We start from the raw sequence: 15,958 nt of genomic DNA, 5'->3' as shown, positions 1-15,958 counted from the left end.
CCCCCGAATCTTCTGTGAGACACCAACCAAGGGTCGGTGCCCGCCAGTCGAAATAAAAGCAGCACCGGAAAAGCCGTCCGTTGCACGCACAACATCGGCACTACTAAGGAGATTCACAATGCAGACCATCAAGCGCACCACGCTCGCCGTTTCCGGCATCGCCGCCGTCGCCATGCTGAGCCTGACCGCCTGCGGCGGATCCACCACCGGTTCCTCCAGCTCGTCGGCCCCGGCTGCAGCCCCGTCCGCCTCGAGCATGGCCGCCTCCCCCTCCATGAGCGCCTCGCCGTCGATGAGCGCCTCCGCCGGCGCCATGGACCCGGCCGCCGACCTTGTCGGTTCCGGCTGCGCCGCCTACGCCGCCCAGGTCCCCAGCGGTGCGGGCTCCGTGTCCGGCATGGCCCTCGACCCGGTAGCCACCGCGGCCTCCAACAACCCGATCCTCACCACGCTGACCGCCGCCGTCTCCGGCAAGCTCAACCCCAAGGTCAACCTGGTGGACACCCTGAACGGCAGCGAATTCACTGTCTTCGCACCGACCGATGACGCCTTCAAGAAGATCGACGCCGCCACGATCGACAAGCTCAAGACGGACGACGCCCTGCTGAGCAAGATCCTGACCTACCACGTTGTCCCGGGCAAGATCTCCCCGGACCAGATTGTGGGCACCCACAAGACGGTTGAGGGCGGCTCGGTCACCGTGACCGGCAGCAAGGACTCCCTGATGGTCGACGGCGCCAACGTCGTCTGCGGTGGCGTCAAGACCGCCAACGCCACCGTGTACATGGTCGACTCGGTGCTGATGCCGAAGTAACCACCACCAACCTCCCTTTCCGGGTTCGGATTGACTCCCCGGACCCGACCGGAGAAAACGAAGGCCCGCACCATCGGTGCGGGCCTTCGCCGTGCCCGGGCCGCCTCATCACCGCCATGCCGGGGCCATGCCGGCGTTTGCGGCCGGGTTTGCGGCACGGCACCGTCCACTAGAATGGGGCTCACTCCGCAGCCGGCGGCCCCATCGTTTCCAGAGGTGATTCTTCAGTGCCCAGCAGGACCGCGCCCATCAGAGGACCGCGCAGCATGCGCCGCCTCGTTGCAGGCCTGGGCGCGCTGCTGCTCCTGGCCCCCCTCGCCGCCTGCACGGGCGCACCCGGGCCGGTCCCGTCGTCGTCGGCCGCCGCCGGCTCCGGGCCCACCGAAACCTTCACCTTCGGCACCGCGTCCCGCCCGCTGGGGCTGGACCCGGCGCTGGTCTCCGACGTCGACTCCTACCGTGTCACCCGGCAGATCCTCGAGGGCCTGGTGGGCGTTGACCAGAACAGCGGCAAGCCCACGCCGCTGCTGGCCACCGAGTGGAAAACCAGCGACGACGGCCGCACCTATACCTTTAAACTCCGCGACGGCGTGACTTTCCAGGACGGTACCCCGTTCGACGGTCCTGCGGTGTGCACGAACTTCAACCGCTGGTTCAACTTCTCCGAGGCGCTGCGGAAACAGGCCCCCGGGACCACGTTCAAGGGTGTCTTCAAGGCCAACGCCGACCAGGCCTCCCTCTCCATCTACAAGGGTTGCACTCCGCTCGCGGGCGGCAACGTCGAGATCGACCTGACCCAGCCTTTCACCGGTTTCCTGCAGGCGCTGACCCTGCCCGCCTTCGCCATGTCCTCGCCGAAGGCCCTCGCGGCGCAGTCCGCCGACGTGCTGAACCAGACGAGGGACGGCCAGCCTGTCTCCGCCTACGCGCTCAAGCCGGTGGGAACCGGGCCCTACGTCTTCACGTCCTGGGACAACGACACCGTCACGCTCTCCAGCAACAAGAACTACTGGGGCGACAAGGGCCAGATCGCCACGATCAACTTCGTCACCTATGACCACCCGCAGACCCGGATGCAGGCGCTGCTGGACGGCAAGATCGACGCCTACGACTCGGTTACCGTGGGCAACTTCGACCAGCTGGTCAAGCGCGGCAAGCAGATCATCCAGCGCGATCCGTTCTCCGTGATGTACCTGGGCATGAACCAGGACATCCCCGCCCTGCAGGACCTGAAGGTGCGCCAGGCGATCGAGATGGCCCTGGACAAGGACACCCTGATCCGGAAGTTCTTCATCGACAACACGTCCTCGGCCTCCCAGTTCGTGCCGCCGAAGCTGAGCGGCTTCAACAACAACGCCCCGTCGCTGGGCCACGACCCGGCCAAGGCCAAGGAACTGCTGGCCCAGTCCACGTACAAGGGCGAGGAGCTGAAGTTCTACTACCCGCTGAACGTCACCCGGCCGTACCTGCCGACGCCGGAGAAGGTGTACGCCGAGATCAGCCGCGAGCTGATCGCCGTCGGCCTGAACATCAAGCCCGTCCCGGTGGACTGGTCCGACGGCTACCTGCAGAAGGTCACCTCCCCCGGGGACCACGCCCTGCACCTGCTCGGCTGGAACGGTTCCTACGCGGACCCGGACAACTTCGTCGGTCCGCTGTTCGGCGAGAAGAACGGCGAGTTCGGCTACCAGGACCCGCAGGTGTTCTCCAAGATCGCCCGGGCGCGCGGCCTGCCGGACGGCAAGGACCGCACCGAGCAGTACCAGACCATCAACGCGCAGATCGCCGCGTCGGTGCCGGCCGTGCCGATCGCCTTCCCGATCTCCGCGCTGGCGCTCTCCGACCGGGTGGTAAAGTACCCGGCGTCGCCGGTGCTCAACGAAGTTTTCACGAAGGTGGTCCTCAAGTCTTGACGTGCCGGGCCAATTTCAGTTAGTGGGCCGTGCGGGGATATTCTGTGACAGCCAGAGCCGCTGCTACCGGAGACTGATGTGACTTTCATTTCCAAGACCCAACACGCCGACGTCGTCCTGATTGGCGGCGGCATCATGAGCGCCACGCTCGGTGCCTTCCTCAAGCAGCTCGAGCCGAACTGGACCATCTCGCTGTTCGAGCGGCTGGACCGCCCGGGCCTGGAAAGCTCCGACCCCTGGAACAACGCCGGCACCGGCCACGCGGCCCTCTGCGAGCTGAACTACTCCCCCGCGGCCAAAGACGGCTCGGTGGATCCGTCCAAGGCACTGCACATCAACGAGCAGTTCCAGCTCTCCCGCCAGTTCTGGTCCCACCTGGTCACCAGCTCCCTGATCGGCTCCCCCAAGGGCTTCATCAACACCGTCCCGCACATGAGCTTCGTGGTGGGCGAAGAGAACACCAAGTTCCTGCGGACCCGGTTCGAGGCACTCAAGCCGAACCCGCTGTTCCGTTCCATGGAGTACTCCGAGGACCAGGCGCAGATCGCCAAGTGGGCGCCGCTGATCATCAAGGGCCGCGACCCGAAGCAGAGCGTGGCCGCGACCCGCGCCGCGGAAGGCACCGACGTCGACTTCGGCGCCCTGACCCGCGAGCTCACGGGCTACCTGGGCAACAACGGCGTGGAGATCAACTACGGCCACGACGTCACCGGCATCAGCCGCGCGGCCGACGGCGGCTGGGACCTGTCCCTGAAGCACCCGCGCTCCGGTGAGCGCGGCTCCATCCACGCCAAGTTCGTCTTCGTCGGCGCCGGCGGCGGGGCACTGCACCTGCTGCAGGCCTCCGGCATCCCCGAGAGCAAGGGCTACGGCGGCTTCCCCGTCTCCGGCCAGTTCTTCCGCTGCACCGACGAGTCCCTGGCCGCCCAGCACAGCGCCAAGGTCTACGGCCAGGCCTCCGTGGGCGCCCCGCCGATGTCCGTGCCGCACCTGGACACCCGCTACGTCAACGGCAAGCGCTCCCTGCTCTTCGGCCCGTACGCCGGCTTCTCCACCAACTTCCTGAAGAACGGCTCCTACCTGGACCTGCCGCTGTCCATCCGCCCCTCCAACATCATCCCGATGCTGGCCGTGGCCAAGGACAACATGGACCTGACCGCCTACCTGGTCAAGGAGGTCGCCAAGCGTCACGGCGCCAAGGTCGAGGCCCTGCGCGAGTACTATCCCGAGGCCAAGGACGGCGACTGGGAACTCATCACCGCCGGCCAGCGCGTGCAGATCATCAAGAAGGACCCGAAGAAGGGCGGCGTGCTGCAGTTCGGCACCGAGGTCATCGCGGGCCGCGACGGCAGCATCGGCGCTCTGCTGGGTGCCTCCCCGGGTGCTTCCACCGCTGTGCCGATCATGATCGAACTGCTGCAGAAGGCCTTCCCGAAGGACTTCAAGGGCTGGCAGGGCAAGCTCAAGGAGATGATGCCGGGTTACGGTGTCAAGCTCAACGAGAACCCGGAACTCGCCGCGCAGCTTGAGGCCGACACGGCCAAGGTCCTGCAGCTGGAAACGGTTCCGGCCTCCCGCTGAAACTCTGCCGGGTTGCGGCACGTTTAGTCCCTTGAGGCGTTCCGTCGGGTACGGCGTCCGTAGACCCCACAGGAGTTCATGAATGTTCCGGCTGGCCAGGCTCTCGCTCGGAAACCGGGCGCTGATCGCGTTGATCACCGTCTTTGCCTCGGTCTTCGGGGTGATCACTATGACCTCGCTGAAGCAGGAGCTCATCCCCTCGATCGAGTTCCCGCAGATCACGGTGATCACCTCGATGCCGGGCGCCTCGCCCGAGGTCGTGGACAAGCAGGTGAGCGGTCCGCTGGAGACCGCCCTGCGCGGCGTCGAGGGCCTGGAGTCGACGTCGTCCACCTCGCGCAACGGCGTCTCGCAGATCACCCTGGCGTTCACCTATGGCTCCAACCTGGACCGGGCCCGGAACCAGATTGACCGGGCCATCTCCAACGCCAAGCAGGCGCTGCCCAAGGACGTCCAGCCGCAGGCGATCGCCGGCAGCATCAGCGACTTCCCGATCGTGTACCTGGCGGTCTCCTCGGACAAGCCGCTCAGTGAGCTCAACACCGACCTCGCCCGGCTGAGCGTGCCCCGGCTGCAGAAGATCGACGGCGTCCGCGGCGCCGAGGTCACCGGCGGCGCCACCGAGCACATCCAGATCCAGCCCAAACCCGAGGCGATGGCGGCAGCCGGCACCTCCATCCAGGCGATCAGCGATGCCCTGAAGAACAACGGCAGCCTGGTCCCGGCCGGCAGCATCCAGGACCAGGGCAAGACCCTGTCCCTGCAGATCGGCAGCCCGGTGGACTCCGTGGACGCCATCAAGGCCCTGCCGCTGGGCGGGGCGCGCGACGCCGCCACGATCGGCACCGTCGCGGACGTCTCCATCGCCGAGGACGCCCGCACCTCCATCACCCGCACCAACGGCAAGGAGACGCTGGCCGTCTCCGTCACCAAGAAGCCCGAGGGTGACACCGTGGGCATCTCGCACGCGGTCAAGGACGCCATTCCCCAGCTGGAGGCAGAGCTGGGGTCCAACGCCAAGTTCACCCCGGTCTTCGACCAGGCGCCGTTCATCGAGAAGTCCATCAAGGACCTCACCACCGAGGGCCTGCTGGGCCTGGGCTTCGCCGTCGGCATCATCCTCCTGTTCCTGCTCTCGGTCCGCTCTACCCTGGTTACGGCCGTCTCGATTCCGCTCTCGCTCCTGATCACGTTCATCGGGCTGAAGGCCACCGGGTACTCGCTGAACATCCTGACCCTGGGCGCGCTGACCATCGCGATCGGCCGCGTGGTGGACGACTCGATCGTTGTGATCGAGAACATCAAGCGGCACCTCAGCTATGGCGAGGCGAAGATCACCGCCATCCTCACCTCCATCCGCGAGGTGGCCGGGGCGATCACGGCCTCGACCCTGACCACGGTGGCGGTCTTCCTGCCGATCGCGTTCGTGGCGGGCCTGGCCGGGGAGCTGTTCCGTCCCTTCGCGCTGACGGTCACCATCGCGCTGATCTCCTCGCTGCTGGTCTCCCTGACGATCGTGCCGGTGCTGGCCTACTGGTTCCTGCGCAACCCCCGATCCCGGGACACAACAGCACCTACCGACGCCACGGACTCCGAGGCGGCCGAGAAGGCGCACGACGCCGAGCGCCGCAGCCTGCTGCAGCGCGGCTACCTGCCGGTGCTCACCAAGACCCAGCGGCACCCCGTCATCACGCTGATCGCCTCCGTCCTGATCCTGGGCGGCACCGCGGCAATGACCCCGCTGCTGGCCACCGACCTGCTGGGCAGCTCCGGTGAGAACAGCCTGACCGTGCGCCAGGCGCTGCCCGCGGGCACCAGCCTGGACCAGGGCAACGCGGCCGCCGTCAAGGTCGAGGACGTGCTCCGCGGCATCGACGGGATCAAGAACGTCCAGGTCACCACGGGCAACGCCCAGACCGGGTTTTCCGCCCTGCAGTCCACCGGCGCCGCCAACTCCACCTTCACGGTGGTCACGGACGACAAGGCGGACCAGAAGAAGCTGCAGGACACCGTGCGCACCCGGCTGGCCGCGATCTCCGACGTCGGCACGATCACCGTCGGCTCCCAGCAGGGCGGCTTCGGGACGACGTCGACCGTGGACATCACGCTCAAGGCCGCCGGCTCGACCGACCTGCAGACTGCCAGCGACGCCGTGGTCAAGGCCATGGACGGCGTCCCCGGCTCCTCCGAGGTCAGCACCAACCTCGCCGCCAGCCAGCCCGTGGTCCAGGTCAAGGTGGACCGTGCCAAGGCCACCGCGGCCGGACTGAACGAACAACAGGTCGGTGCCGTCCTCGCCTCCACCATCAGCCCGGTCCCGGCCGGCACGGTCCGGATCGGCACCAACGACTACCCGGTCCGGATCGGCGAGGGAACGAAGTTCAGCAGCATCGGCGCCGTCCGCGACCTGCAGCTGCCGACCGCGCGCGGACCCGTGCCGCTGTCCTCCATCGCCTCCGTGGAGCAGGCCGACGTGCCGGTCTCCATCACCGCCAGCAACGGGCAGCGGACCGCGCGCGTCTCCGTGACCCCCTCCGGCGGAAACCTCGGCGCCGTCAGCACCGAGGTGCAGGCCCGGCTGAAGACGGTCCAGCTGCCGCCGGGCGTCACCGCGGAAATCGGCGGCGCCACGACCCAGCAGGCCGAGTCCTTCGGCCAGCTGGGCCTGGCCCTGCTGGCGGCGATCGCGATCGTGTACGTGATCATGGTGGCCACATTCAAGTCGCTGGTGCAGCCGCTGATCCTCCTGGTGTCCATCCCGTTCGCGGCGACCGGCGCGATCGCCCTGCTGCTGATCACCAAGGTCCCGCTGGGCCTGCCGTCACTGATCGGCATGCTGATGCTGGTGGGCATCGTGGTGACCAACGCGATCGTGCTGATCGACCTGATCAACCAGTACCGTCAGCCGCGCAACGGCGAACCCGGCATGAACGTCGCCGACGCCATCACCCACGGCGCACGCCAGCGTCTGCGCCCCATCCTGATGACGGCCCTGGCCACGGTCTTCGCCCTGACCCCGATGGCCCTCGGCCTGACCGGCGGCGGCGGATTCATCTCCCAGCCGCTCGCCGTCGTGGTCATCGGCGGCCTGATCTCCTCCACCGCACTGACCCTGATCCTGGTCCCCGTGCTGTACCGGCTGGTCGAGGGCCGGCGTGAGCGGAAGGCCCTGGAGCGCGACGGCGGCGCCCCGGCGCGTGGACGCCACGCCGGGCCCGCGGCTCCCGACTCCGTTGACGGGGACGCCGCAACCACCGGCGTCGCCGACCCGGACGAGGCCCCCGCGCTCCGCAACTAGCCCTCTCCCCCCGCCCAACTAGCTCGCAGTTGTTGTCGTTATGACCGTCCAAAACGACAAGAACTGCGAGCTAGTTCGGTGACCGGGACACCGGTCTGTGGATAACCTCCGGCGCATGGTCCGATGTTGCCACCATGGGGAAATGAAAACCCCTCGGCCGCTGCCTGATTCTGTCGGCAAAGCACCCTTTACATTTCGTGAAGCGCTCGAAGCTGGCGTCAGCTACCGCCGGCTACGGCACTCGAGGCTCTTCGCCCCTAGCCGCGGAATCCGCAGTCCTGGCGGCGCCGACGCTGCGCCAGAACTCGGACCGACGGTCAGGCCCTTCACCCGCATCACCTCTTTCACCGCCGCATCCCATGCCACAGCGTTCAGGCTGTGGGAGTTGCCGGGGTTCTTGCCCGGCGCCGACGGGGCCGGCATCCACCTGTCGCGACCCGACACTATGGCCATTCCCCGGCGCGCCGGCGTCATTGGCCACGTTGGCCAGTTCTTCCCGGACGAGATCACCAGTATTGACGGGTTGCTCCTCACTACCCGGGTCCGAACCTGGCTGGACGTGTCCCGGCTGATGGGCGTTGACGAGCTCACCGTCGTAGCCGACCACCTGCTCCGCGTCCCGCGGACGAAACTAGAAGGACGCAGCGCCCCCCACGCCACCCCACAGCAGTTGGCAGAGATGCTCGACCGTCACAAAGGCACCCCCGGCATTCGTAAGGCCCGCCTCGCCCTGGAGCAGGCCCGGATAGGCGCGGACTCCGCACCCGAAACTCGGCTGCGGCTCGCTTTGACAAGGGCCGCCCTGCCCGAGCCGGAACTGAACCCGTGCCTCCTGCTCCGTTCCGGCGTCGTCCGCCAACCCGACCTGGCCTATCAGGAATTTCGGGTGGCCGTGGAGTACGAAGGCGACGGGCATTCCGAGTCAGGGCAGATCGTGCGGGACATCGCCAGGGAGGAGGACTTCACAAGGGCGGGTTGGGCCCTGGTCCGTCTCTCCAAGCGCCACATGACGAACGACGCCCGCTCCGCCGTGTCCAAGGTCCGCGCCGCGCTCAGGGACCGCGGGTGGGTCGGCCGCTGAGCGTTGAAGCCAACTAGCTCGCAGTTGTTGCCGTTTTCGGGCCTCAGAACGGCAACAACTGCGAGCTAGTTGGGGCGGTGGGTCAGGTGCGGGCGTTGGCGGGGCCCACGGCGGCTTCCGGGGCCGGGTCCGAGAACGCCAGCCGGGGCACCAGGGCCAGGGCTGCCGCCGCGGCCAGGCCGGTGACGCCGCAGATCGCCCAGACCAGCAGGTAGCCGGCCAGCGGGGCCGCCTTCTGCCCCGCGTCGGCACCTCCGACGCCGGCGTCGGCCGCGGCGTGGCTGAGCAGGGCGATGCCGAACACCGCCGAGGCGAACGCCCCGCCGATGGTCTTGGTGGTGTTGGTCAGCCCGGTGGCCATCGCGGTCCGGTTCAACGGGGCCGCGGCTGCCGCGGCCGAGGGCAGCGCGGCCACCAGCGCGCCGGAGCCGACGCCGGCGACGGCCATGTTCACCAGCGTCTCGGCCAGGCTGGAGTGCAGCGGGAGGAACAGCAGGTAGCCGACGCCCACCAGCGCCGCGGCCCCCACCAGGGTCAGGCGCGGGGTCAGCCGCCGGGTCACCAGCGGATACAGCAGGGCACCGGCGAGCAGTGCCAGCACGTACACCCCGATGATGATGGAGACCTGGCCGGAGCGCAGCCCCAGCCCGTAGCCGTAGGTCCCCGGATCGGTGCGGGCGAAGGTGGACAGCGGGGCCTGCGCGCCGAGGACCGAGACGCCGAAGAGTCCGGCCGTGAGCTGCACGGGCCACATCCCCGGGGACCGCAGCATCCGGATGTCCACCAGCGGGTCCTCCTTCCGCAGCTCCACCCGCACGAACGGGACGAACACGGCGAGGCCGGCGGCCAGTACCGCCCAGACCCACCAGGCACCGGGACCGTTCAGCCGGACCAGGGTCAGCCCGGAGGTGACGAGCAGCAGGCCGACGGCGAGCAGCGCCAGGCCCTGGGTGTCCACCCGGCCTGCGGCGCGCCCGGCGGACTCCGGGACCCCGAAGCGGATCACGAACCAGCAGGCCGTGACCGCGAGCGCGGGCACGGTCAGCACCAGCGGCAGCTGACCGGCCAGCGCCTCGGCGAGCGCCCCGGAGGCGAGGGCCCCGGCGATCACGCCGAACTCCAGCGCCCCCACCAGGACGCCGGCCGCCCGCCGGGTGAGCGCGGCACCGTCGGGCCGTCCGTGCACCCGGCTGAAGACGAGGGCGATCTCCAGCGGCAGCCAGACCACGTAGAACCCCTGCAGCGACCAGGCGGCGAGGAAGGTCCAGAAATCCGGCGCGAACGCCACCGCCCAGGACGCGGCGGCGGTGAGCGCGGTGGAAACCAGCAGGATCCGCCGGTGCCCGTAGAGGTCGCCCAGCTTGGCCAGCACCGGGACGGCGAGGGCGCTGACGGTCAGCTGCGCCGCCTCGAACCAGTTGACGTCCGCGTCGTGGATGCCCAGGTGGCGGGCGATGTCCGTGAGGATGGGCGTGTAGTACCCCTGCAGAATGCCGCTGGTGAGTTCCACCAGGCAGAGGAACGCGATGATCCGGCGCATGCGGGCCTTCCGTACGGGCTGGACCCGGGCTGGCCAGCGGATTGATTGCATCCTAGGTGCAGGCACGGCCGGCGGCGGCGAAGGTCAGGGAATACCTGCGCGTGGCGGCTGTTATACCGGGCGATAGATGCAAATGCATGTAAATCGATTACACTTGGAGCAGGACCCCGGAAGACTCCGGAACGGAAAGGATCATCATGCAGATCGGCGTATTCAGCGTCAGCGACATCACGACCGACCCCACCACGGGCCGGACCCCCACCGAGCACGAGCGCATCAAGGCCTCGGTGGCGATCGCCAAGAAGGTCGAAGAGATCGGCATGGATGTCTACGCCATCGGCGAGCACCACAACCGGCCGTTCTTCTCCTCCTCCCCCACCACCACGCTGGCCTACATCGCGGCGCAGACGGAGCGGATCATCCTCTCCACCGCCACCACCCTGATCACCACGAACGACCCGGTGAAGATCGCCGAGGACTTCGCGATGCTCCAGCACCTGGCCGACGGCCGCGTGGACCTGGTGCTGGGCCGCGGCAACACCGCCCCCGTCTACCCCTGGTTCGGCAAGAACATCCAGGACGGCATCGAACTCGCGATCGAGAACTACTCCCTGCTGCGCAAGCTCTGGGACGAGGACACCGTCAACTGGTCCGGCAAGCACCGCACCCCGCTGCAGAACTTCACCTCCACGCCGCGCCCGCTCGACGGCGTCGCCCCCTTCGTCTGGCACGGCTCCATCCGCACCCCGCAGATCGCCGAGGTCGCCGCATACTACGGTGACGGCTTCTTCGCCAACAACATCTTCTGGCCCAAGGAGCACTACCAGCAGCTGATCGGCCTGTACCGGGAACGCTACGAGCACTATGGCCACGGAGCGGCGGACCAGGCGATCGTGGGCCTCGGCGGCCAGTTCTTCATGCGGAAGAACTCCCAGGACGCGGTCAAGGAGTTCCGCCCCTACTTCGACAACGCCCCGGTCTACGGCCACGGCCCCTCCCTCGAGGACTTCACCTCGCAGACCCCGCTGACGGTCGGCAGCCCGCAGGAAGTCATCGAGAAGACCCTGACGTTCCGCGAGTACTTCGGCGACTACCAGCGCCAGCTCTTCCTGATCGACCACGCCGGCCTGCCGCTGAAGACCGTCCTGGAGCAGCTGGACCTGTTCGGCGAGGAGGTGCTGCCGGTGCTGCGCAAGGAGTACGCGGAGAAGACCCCGGCGCACGTCCCCGCGCCGCCCACCCACGCCGGCCGCGTCGCCGCGCAGCTGGCGGCCCACCAGGCCGCACCGCAGGAGGCGTGATGGCCCCGGGGGCGCCCGGCACGGGTACCGGCACCGGCACCTCCCCGGCGCCAAGGGTGCGGCTGGCGGCCCAGGCCTGGGAATCGCTGTTCCGAGCGCAGGTGGCCGTCATGCGGCGCCTGCAGGGCGGTCCGGCCTTCCGCGACCTGGCCGTCAACGAATACGACGTGCTGTTCACCCTCTCGGGCTGCCCCACGGGCTGGCTGCGGCAGAACGAACTGAACGACCACGTGCTGCTGAGCCAGTCCAGCCTGAGCCGGCTGGTGGAGCGGCTGGAAAAGCGGGGGCTGGTCGAACGCCGGCCGGCCCCCAACGACGGCCGAGGCGTCCTGGTCCGTCTCACCGACACCGGCCGGGAACTGCAGAAGCAGATCGGCCGGGAGCACGTCCGGGACATTGCCGCCCTGGTGAGCCCCGCCCTGACCGCCGAGGAGCAGCAGGAGCTGCTGCGGCTGACGGACAAGCTGCGGGCCTCGGTGCAGGCCCGCGGCTAGCGGATGGTTACCAGCGCCGCCGGGTCCTCCGCCGGCAGGTCCCCGGTCACCGTGGCGGTGACTTTGAGTTCCTTCAGGGACAGGCTGCCGCCCACGGTGGAGAGGAAAGCCGTGTCCGAGGAGTCCCGGCCGGCGGTGATCCGCAGCATGCCCTCCCGCGGCGCCAGGCCGGTCGGGTCGATCACGTGCCAGGCGCCGTCGATGTGGGCCTCCGCGACGGCGTGGAAGTCCATGGGGCTCAGCCCGGGGGCGTAAACGGCCGCCAGGCGCGCCGGGACGTTCTTGGAGCGCAGCAGGGCGATCGCCAGGTGGGCGAAGTCGCGGCAGACGCCGCGCCGGTGCAACAGGCTTTCCACGGCGCCGTCGGTGCCGCGCGAGGAGCCGCTGACATAGCGCAGTTCATTGAAGACCCAGTCGCGGACGGCGTGCAGCAGTTCCGGACCCTGCAGGCCGCCGAACTCGGCGTAGGCCGTCGGCAGCAGCCGGTCCGATTCGGCGTAGCGGCTGGGCCGCACGTAGCGGATCAGTTCCATCAGCCCCGGTTCCTCGGGGTCCGCGAAGCCGGTGACGGTGGCGTTGTACTCCACCAGCACCTCGGTGGGCTCGGCGAACTCCATGTAGTGGAACCGGCCGCCGTGGTGGTCGGCGAGCTCGGTCAGGGGAACCTCGACGCCGTCGGCGGTGACGGAGAGTTCCTCGTCGAAGCCGGTGTAGCCGGGGTTGCGCGCCACAGCCACGGCCATGGCGACCTTGGTGCCGGCCACGGTCTTGAAGGCCATGCGGGCGGACACGATGCGTTCCATAATTCTCCGGGGGTGCGGGCGGGGCGCGTGGGCCTGCCGCCGGGGGTTCCCTGGCTGCCGTGGGGCCGGCGCGGCAGGGCTACTGTGTGATCCTCAGCGACATTAGCATCCGCTGGACGTTGGCGAACTCGGACCCCTCGTTGACGTAGGCGTCGGCCTGGGCCAGGGTGTCGAACGCCTTGGCCGGGGCCACCCGCTGGTCCGGGGCGAACGCCGTCAGCTCGCCCAGGTCGCCGAAGGAGTAGTCGCCCTTGCCCGCTGGGCCGCGGACCACGTTCTGCAAAGCGCAGGCTTTGCCTCCGGTACCGCCGACGATGTTGGTGATCCCGTAGGAGCCGAAATACTTGTAGCCCTGGATCACCCGGTAGACCACGTGCGGGTCGATCATCCCCTCGCCGGAGGCGTGCGGCAGGTCCACCGGCACGCTGCTGACCACGATGTAGGACTTGGCGGCGTCGGGCGCGCAGGAGGCCGGCGTCCGCGGCGGCAGTCCCGTCTGCAGGGTGGCGAGGTAGTGGCCGGCGGCGTCCTTGACCTCGACCTTGACTGCACCGGGGAGGCTGCCCTGGGCCGGGGTCTGCGACTGGGCGATCCACTCCTGCGGCAGCTCGAAGCTGACCGACTTGGCCGGATCGGTGTAGGTCTTCCAGGCCGCCGCCGTGGCGCCGGCCGAGGCCGTGGCCGTGGCTGTTGAGCCGGGTGACGCGGTTCCCGGCGAGCCGGAGCCCGACGGCGTTGCGCCGCCGGAGGGTTGCGCCGTCGCCGTCCCGCCGGCGTCGGCCGTCCATTGGGGTGCCGAGGGGCCACCCGAGCACCCCGCGAGCGCGCCGGTGCCGAGCACCAGCGCCGCGACCAGCCCCACCGGCACACCAACCTGTCCACCGGTCCGCAGCCTCATCCGCATCATGCTGCCAGCGTAGTGCGGTCCCGGCGCCGCTCAGAGCTTCCGGAGCAGCGTTTCGTAGAAGCGGACGCCGCGGCCCAGGGCCTCAAGGGAGATCTTCTCGTCGACGGCGTGGATCGAGGCCCGGTCCGCCCGGTCCATGGCAAACGGCGCGAACCGGTACACCGCGTCGCAGATTCCGGTGAAGCGGCGGGAGTCGGTGCCGCCCATCATGATGTACGGGGTGACGATCGCCTCCGGGTAGGTCGTGCCGATGCACTCCGTCAGCAGCTCCCACGCCGGGCCGTGGGTCGCGGAAACCGGGGAGGGTTCGTTGCCCTCCACAACGCGCAGCTCCACCTTGGGGTCGCGGATGATCCGGCGCAGGCGCTCCACCGTCCCGGCCACGGTCTCTCCGACGGCCACGCGGATGTTGGCGTTGGCGGCGGCGGTGGCGGCCAGGACGTTGGCGCCGGCGCTGCCCCGCAGCGTGGTGATGGCGACGGTGGTCCGGGTCATGGCGTTGGTCTCGCCGCCCAGCCGGCCGAACAGCCAGGTCAGGGGCGTGCGCAGGCGCTCCACGCGGGCGAAGGCCAGCCGCAGCGGGAGGGGCGCGTGCGGGCCGAAGCGGCGCAGCATCTCGGCGGTGACGTCGGGCAGGTGCTGCGGGAACGGGTGGTTTTCGATCCGGGTGATGGCCCTGGCCAGCCGGGCGGTGGCGCCCATCCGAGGCGGCGTGGAGGCATGGCCGCCGGGGTCGCGGGTGAGCAGTTCGACGTCGAGGATCCCCTTTTCGGCCACGCCGACGACGGCGGCCGGCCGGGTGACGCCCGGGAAGGCGCCGCCGGCGACGGCGCCGCCCTCGTCCAGCACCAGCGCGGGCCGGACTCCCCGTTCGGCCAGCAGCGACGCGGCGGCGGCCGCGCTGTCACCGGCGGTCTCCTCGTTGTCGCCGAAGGAGAAGTAGACATCCCGTTCCGGCGCGAACCCGTCGGCCAGCAGCGCCTCAGCGGCGAAAAGGATCACCGCCAGCTGCCCCTTGTCGTCCAGGGTGCCGCGGCCCCAGAGATGCGTGCCGTCGTTATGGCCGGAGAACGGCGGGTGGGTCCAGGCCGCCTCGTCCCCGGCGGACACGACGTCGTAGTGCGCCATCAGCACCGCCGGTCCCGCCAGGCCGCCGTCCGGGTTGGCGGCTGTGTTGTCGGTGGGGCGGTCAGCCGTGCCGCCGGTGCGGGGGCGGCCCGCCCAGCGGAACAGCAGGGCGCGGCCGTTGACCCGTTCCACGTCCAGCGTCGCGTAGACCCGTGGGAACAGCCCGGGCAGCGCGGCCAGGAACGCCTCGAATTCGGCTTCGTCGGTCCCTCCCGGGGTACGGGACGAGACGGTCCGGAAGCTCACCAGCGTGGCGAGGGCGTCCGCTACGGCGGCTGTGTCGGTGCTGTGCATGCGCGCCAGTCTAGGCAAGGCAGCCCTCGAACGGCCGGAGGCGTTACCGCGCGCGGGGACCGCGGCGCAAACAGGGTTAGGCTGGAGGGATGTCGGAACAGGATCTTGAGGGTACGGATAGGGACGTCCAGTCGGAGGCGGCTGCCGGGACGGGGGCCGATGAAGGGGACGACGTCCTGCAGATGACCGCGCTCGACATCGCCGACTGGCGGCTGCGGACCTTCGACCTGTACGCCACCGTCCGAAAGATCGCCGCGGACAGCCCCGCCGAGGCGCACGCCTACTGGCGCCACACCCGCGACCGGATGTTCGTCACCCACCCCGCCTCGCCCCTGACCCGGGCAGCGAAGGCCGAATTCTCCGGCCTGAAGACCGCCGACTACGACCCGATCTACCGCTTCCACGTCCCGATCACCCCGGAAGGGGCAGGACGTGAGATGAACGTCGAGACCGGCACCGACGGCGTCGTCCGCTTCGTCCGCCTCGGCACCTTCGACCTGCCCGAGATCGGCCAGCTGGCCGTCTGGAAGCACCAGGGTTACGGCGGCGGCATCTTCGTGCCGTTCCGCGACGCCACCGCAGGACAGCCCGGCGGCAGCTACGGGGCCGGACGCTACCTGATCGACACGATCAAGGGCGCCTTCCACGGCGTGACCGGATCCGGTCCGGACGCCAGCTTCGTCCTGGACTTCAACTTCGCGTACAACCCGTCCTGCGCCTACAACGAGGCCTGGGCCTGTCCGCTGCCCGGCCCGTCCAACCGGCTGGCCGTCGAACTGCCGGCCGGGGAGCTTTACTAGCCGG

At 69.3% G+C, this 15,958-nt stretch carries 12 protein-coding genes; 8 read left to right on the top strand and 4 right to left on the bottom strand.

Going from position 1 to position 15,958, the window contains the following annotated elements; all coding sequences use genetic code 11:
* The first annotated feature begins 118 nt into the window (after positions 1-118).
* From ABC337_RS14630 to ABC337_RS14610, 5 genes are all read left to right on the top strand, one after another.
* On the top strand, positions 119-814 hold the full coding sequence (locus ABC337_RS14630) for a fasciclin domain-containing protein (protein WP_364134872.1): 696 nt from the start codon (positions 119-121) through the stop codon (positions 812-814).
* A 266-nt stretch (positions 815-1,080) separates the two neighbouring features.
* Positions 1,081-2,727, top strand: coding sequence for an ABC transporter substrate-binding protein (locus tag ABC337_RS14625; protein ID WP_412883360.1), 1,647 nt, complete (start codon positions 1,081-1,083; stop codon positions 2,725-2,727).
* A gap of 78 nt (positions 2,728-2,805) precedes the next feature.
* A complete protein-coding gene (locus ABC337_RS14620; protein WP_412883361.1) occupies positions 2,806-4,308 on the top strand; it encodes a malate:quinone oxidoreductase in 1,503 nt (500 codons plus the stop codon).
* An 82-nt stretch (positions 4,309-4,390) separates the two neighbouring features.
* Entirely contained in the window at positions 4,391-7,606 is a 3,216-nt protein-coding gene (locus ABC337_RS14615) for an efflux RND transporter permease subunit (protein WP_412883362.1), read from the top strand.
* 445 nt (positions 7,607-8,051) lie between these two features.
* Complete coding sequence (locus ABC337_RS14610; protein ID WP_412883363.1) at positions 8,052-8,687, top strand: hypothetical protein; 636 nt, start codon at positions 8,052-8,054, stop codon at positions 8,685-8,687.
* Between the two features lie 82 nt (positions 8,688-8,769).
* Here the strand turns inward: ABC337_RS14610 and ABC337_RS14605 are convergent, their stop codons facing one another.
* Entirely contained in the window at positions 8,770-10,227 is a 1,458-nt protein-coding gene (locus ABC337_RS14605) for an MFS transporter (protein ID WP_412883364.1), read from the bottom strand.
* Between the two features lie 197 nt (positions 10,228-10,424).
* Between ABC337_RS14605 and ABC337_RS14600 the strand changes: the two genes are divergently transcribed.
* Together ABC337_RS14600 and ABC337_RS14595 are read left to right on the top strand one after the other, a co-directional pair.
* Entirely contained in the window at positions 10,425-11,528 is a 1,104-nt protein-coding gene (locus tag ABC337_RS14600) for an LLM class flavin-dependent oxidoreductase (RefSeq protein WP_364134855.1), read from the top strand.
* Positions 11,528-12,022, top strand: coding sequence for a MarR family winged helix-turn-helix transcriptional regulator (locus ABC337_RS14595; RefSeq protein ID WP_412883365.1), 495 nt, complete (start codon positions 11,528-11,530; stop codon positions 12,020-12,022). The genes ABC337_RS14600 and ABC337_RS14595 overlap by 1 nt, the downstream gene beginning before the upstream one ends.
* Here the strand turns inward: ABC337_RS14595 and ABC337_RS14590 are convergent.
* The 3 genes from ABC337_RS14590 to ABC337_RS14580 all read right to left on the bottom strand — a co-directional run bounded on the left by ABC337_RS14590 (position 12,019) and on the right by ABC337_RS14580 (position 15,154).
* Positions 12,019-12,825, bottom strand: coding sequence for a transglutaminase-like domain-containing protein (locus ABC337_RS14590; RefSeq protein ID WP_412883366.1), 807 nt, complete (start codon positions 12,823-12,825; stop codon positions 12,019-12,021). The genes ABC337_RS14595 and ABC337_RS14590 overlap by 4 nt on opposite strands.
* A gap of 79 nt (positions 12,826-12,904) precedes the next feature.
* Positions 12,905-13,723: a hypothetical protein gene (locus ABC337_RS14585; RefSeq protein WP_412883367.1), complete on the bottom strand. Its 819-nt coding sequence runs from the start codon at positions 13,721-13,723 to the stop codon at positions 12,905-12,907.
* Between the two features lie 39 nt (positions 13,724-13,762).
* On the bottom strand, positions 13,763-15,154 hold the full coding sequence (locus tag ABC337_RS14580; protein ID WP_412883368.1) for a M20/M25/M40 family metallo-hydrolase: 1,392 nt from the start codon (positions 15,152-15,154) through the stop codon (positions 13,763-13,765).
* 182 nt (positions 15,155-15,336) lie between these two features.
* Between ABC337_RS14580 and ABC337_RS14575 the strand changes: the two genes are divergently transcribed.
* On the top strand, positions 15,337-15,954 hold the full coding sequence (locus ABC337_RS14575) for a DUF1684 domain-containing protein (RefSeq protein ID WP_412884910.1): 618 nt from the start codon (positions 15,337-15,339) through the stop codon (positions 15,952-15,954).
* The last annotated feature ends 4 nt before the right edge of the window (positions 15,955-15,958 follow it).

The organism is Arthrobacter phoenicis (assembly GCF_047238215.1).
Classification (GTDB): Bacteria; Actinomycetota; Actinomycetes; order Actinomycetales; family Micrococcaceae; genus Arthrobacter.
This window is presented reverse-complemented; position numbering and strand designations above follow the sequence as displayed.

Coding starts and splice junctions, on each gene's coding strand:
- ABC337_RS14630 (WP_364134872.1), top strand. CDS start 119: ATGCAGACCATCAAGCGCACCACGCTCGCCGTTTCCGGCATCGCCGCC.
- ABC337_RS14625 (WP_412883360.1), top strand. CDS start 1,081: ATGCGCCGCCTCGTTGCAGGCCTGGGCGCGCTGCTGCTCCTGGCCCCC.
- ABC337_RS14615 (WP_412883362.1), top strand. CDS start 4,391: ATGTTCCGGCTGGCCAGGCTCTCGCTCGGAAACCGGGCGCTGATCGCG.
- ABC337_RS14610 (WP_412883363.1), top strand. CDS start 8,052: ATGGCCATTCCCCGGCGCGCCGGCGTCATTGGCCACGTTGGCCAGTTC.
- ABC337_RS14605 (WP_412883364.1), bottom strand. CDS start 10,227: ATGCGCCGGATCATCGCGTTCCTCTGCCTGGTGGAACTCACCAGCGGC.
- ABC337_RS14600 (WP_364134855.1), top strand. CDS start 10,425: ATGCAGATCGGCGTATTCAGCGTCAGCGACATCACGACCGACCCCACC.
- ABC337_RS14595 (WP_412883365.1), top strand. CDS start 11,528: ATGGCCCCGGGGGCGCCCGGCACGGGTACCGGCACCGGCACCTCCCCG.
- ABC337_RS14590 (WP_412883366.1), bottom strand. CDS start 12,825: ATGGAACGCATCGTGTCCGCCCGCATGGCCTTCAAGACCGTGGCCGGC.
- ABC337_RS14585 (WP_412883367.1), bottom strand. CDS start 13,723: ATGAGGCTGCGGACCGGTGGACAGGTTGGTGTGCCGGTGGGGCTGGTC.
- ABC337_RS14580 (WP_412883368.1), bottom strand. CDS start 15,154: ATGCACAGCACCGACACAGCCGCCGTAGCGGACGCCCTCGCCACGCTG.
- ABC337_RS14575 (WP_412884910.1), top strand. CDS start 15,337: ATGACCGCGCTCGACATCGCCGACTGGCGGCTGCGGACCTTCGACCTG.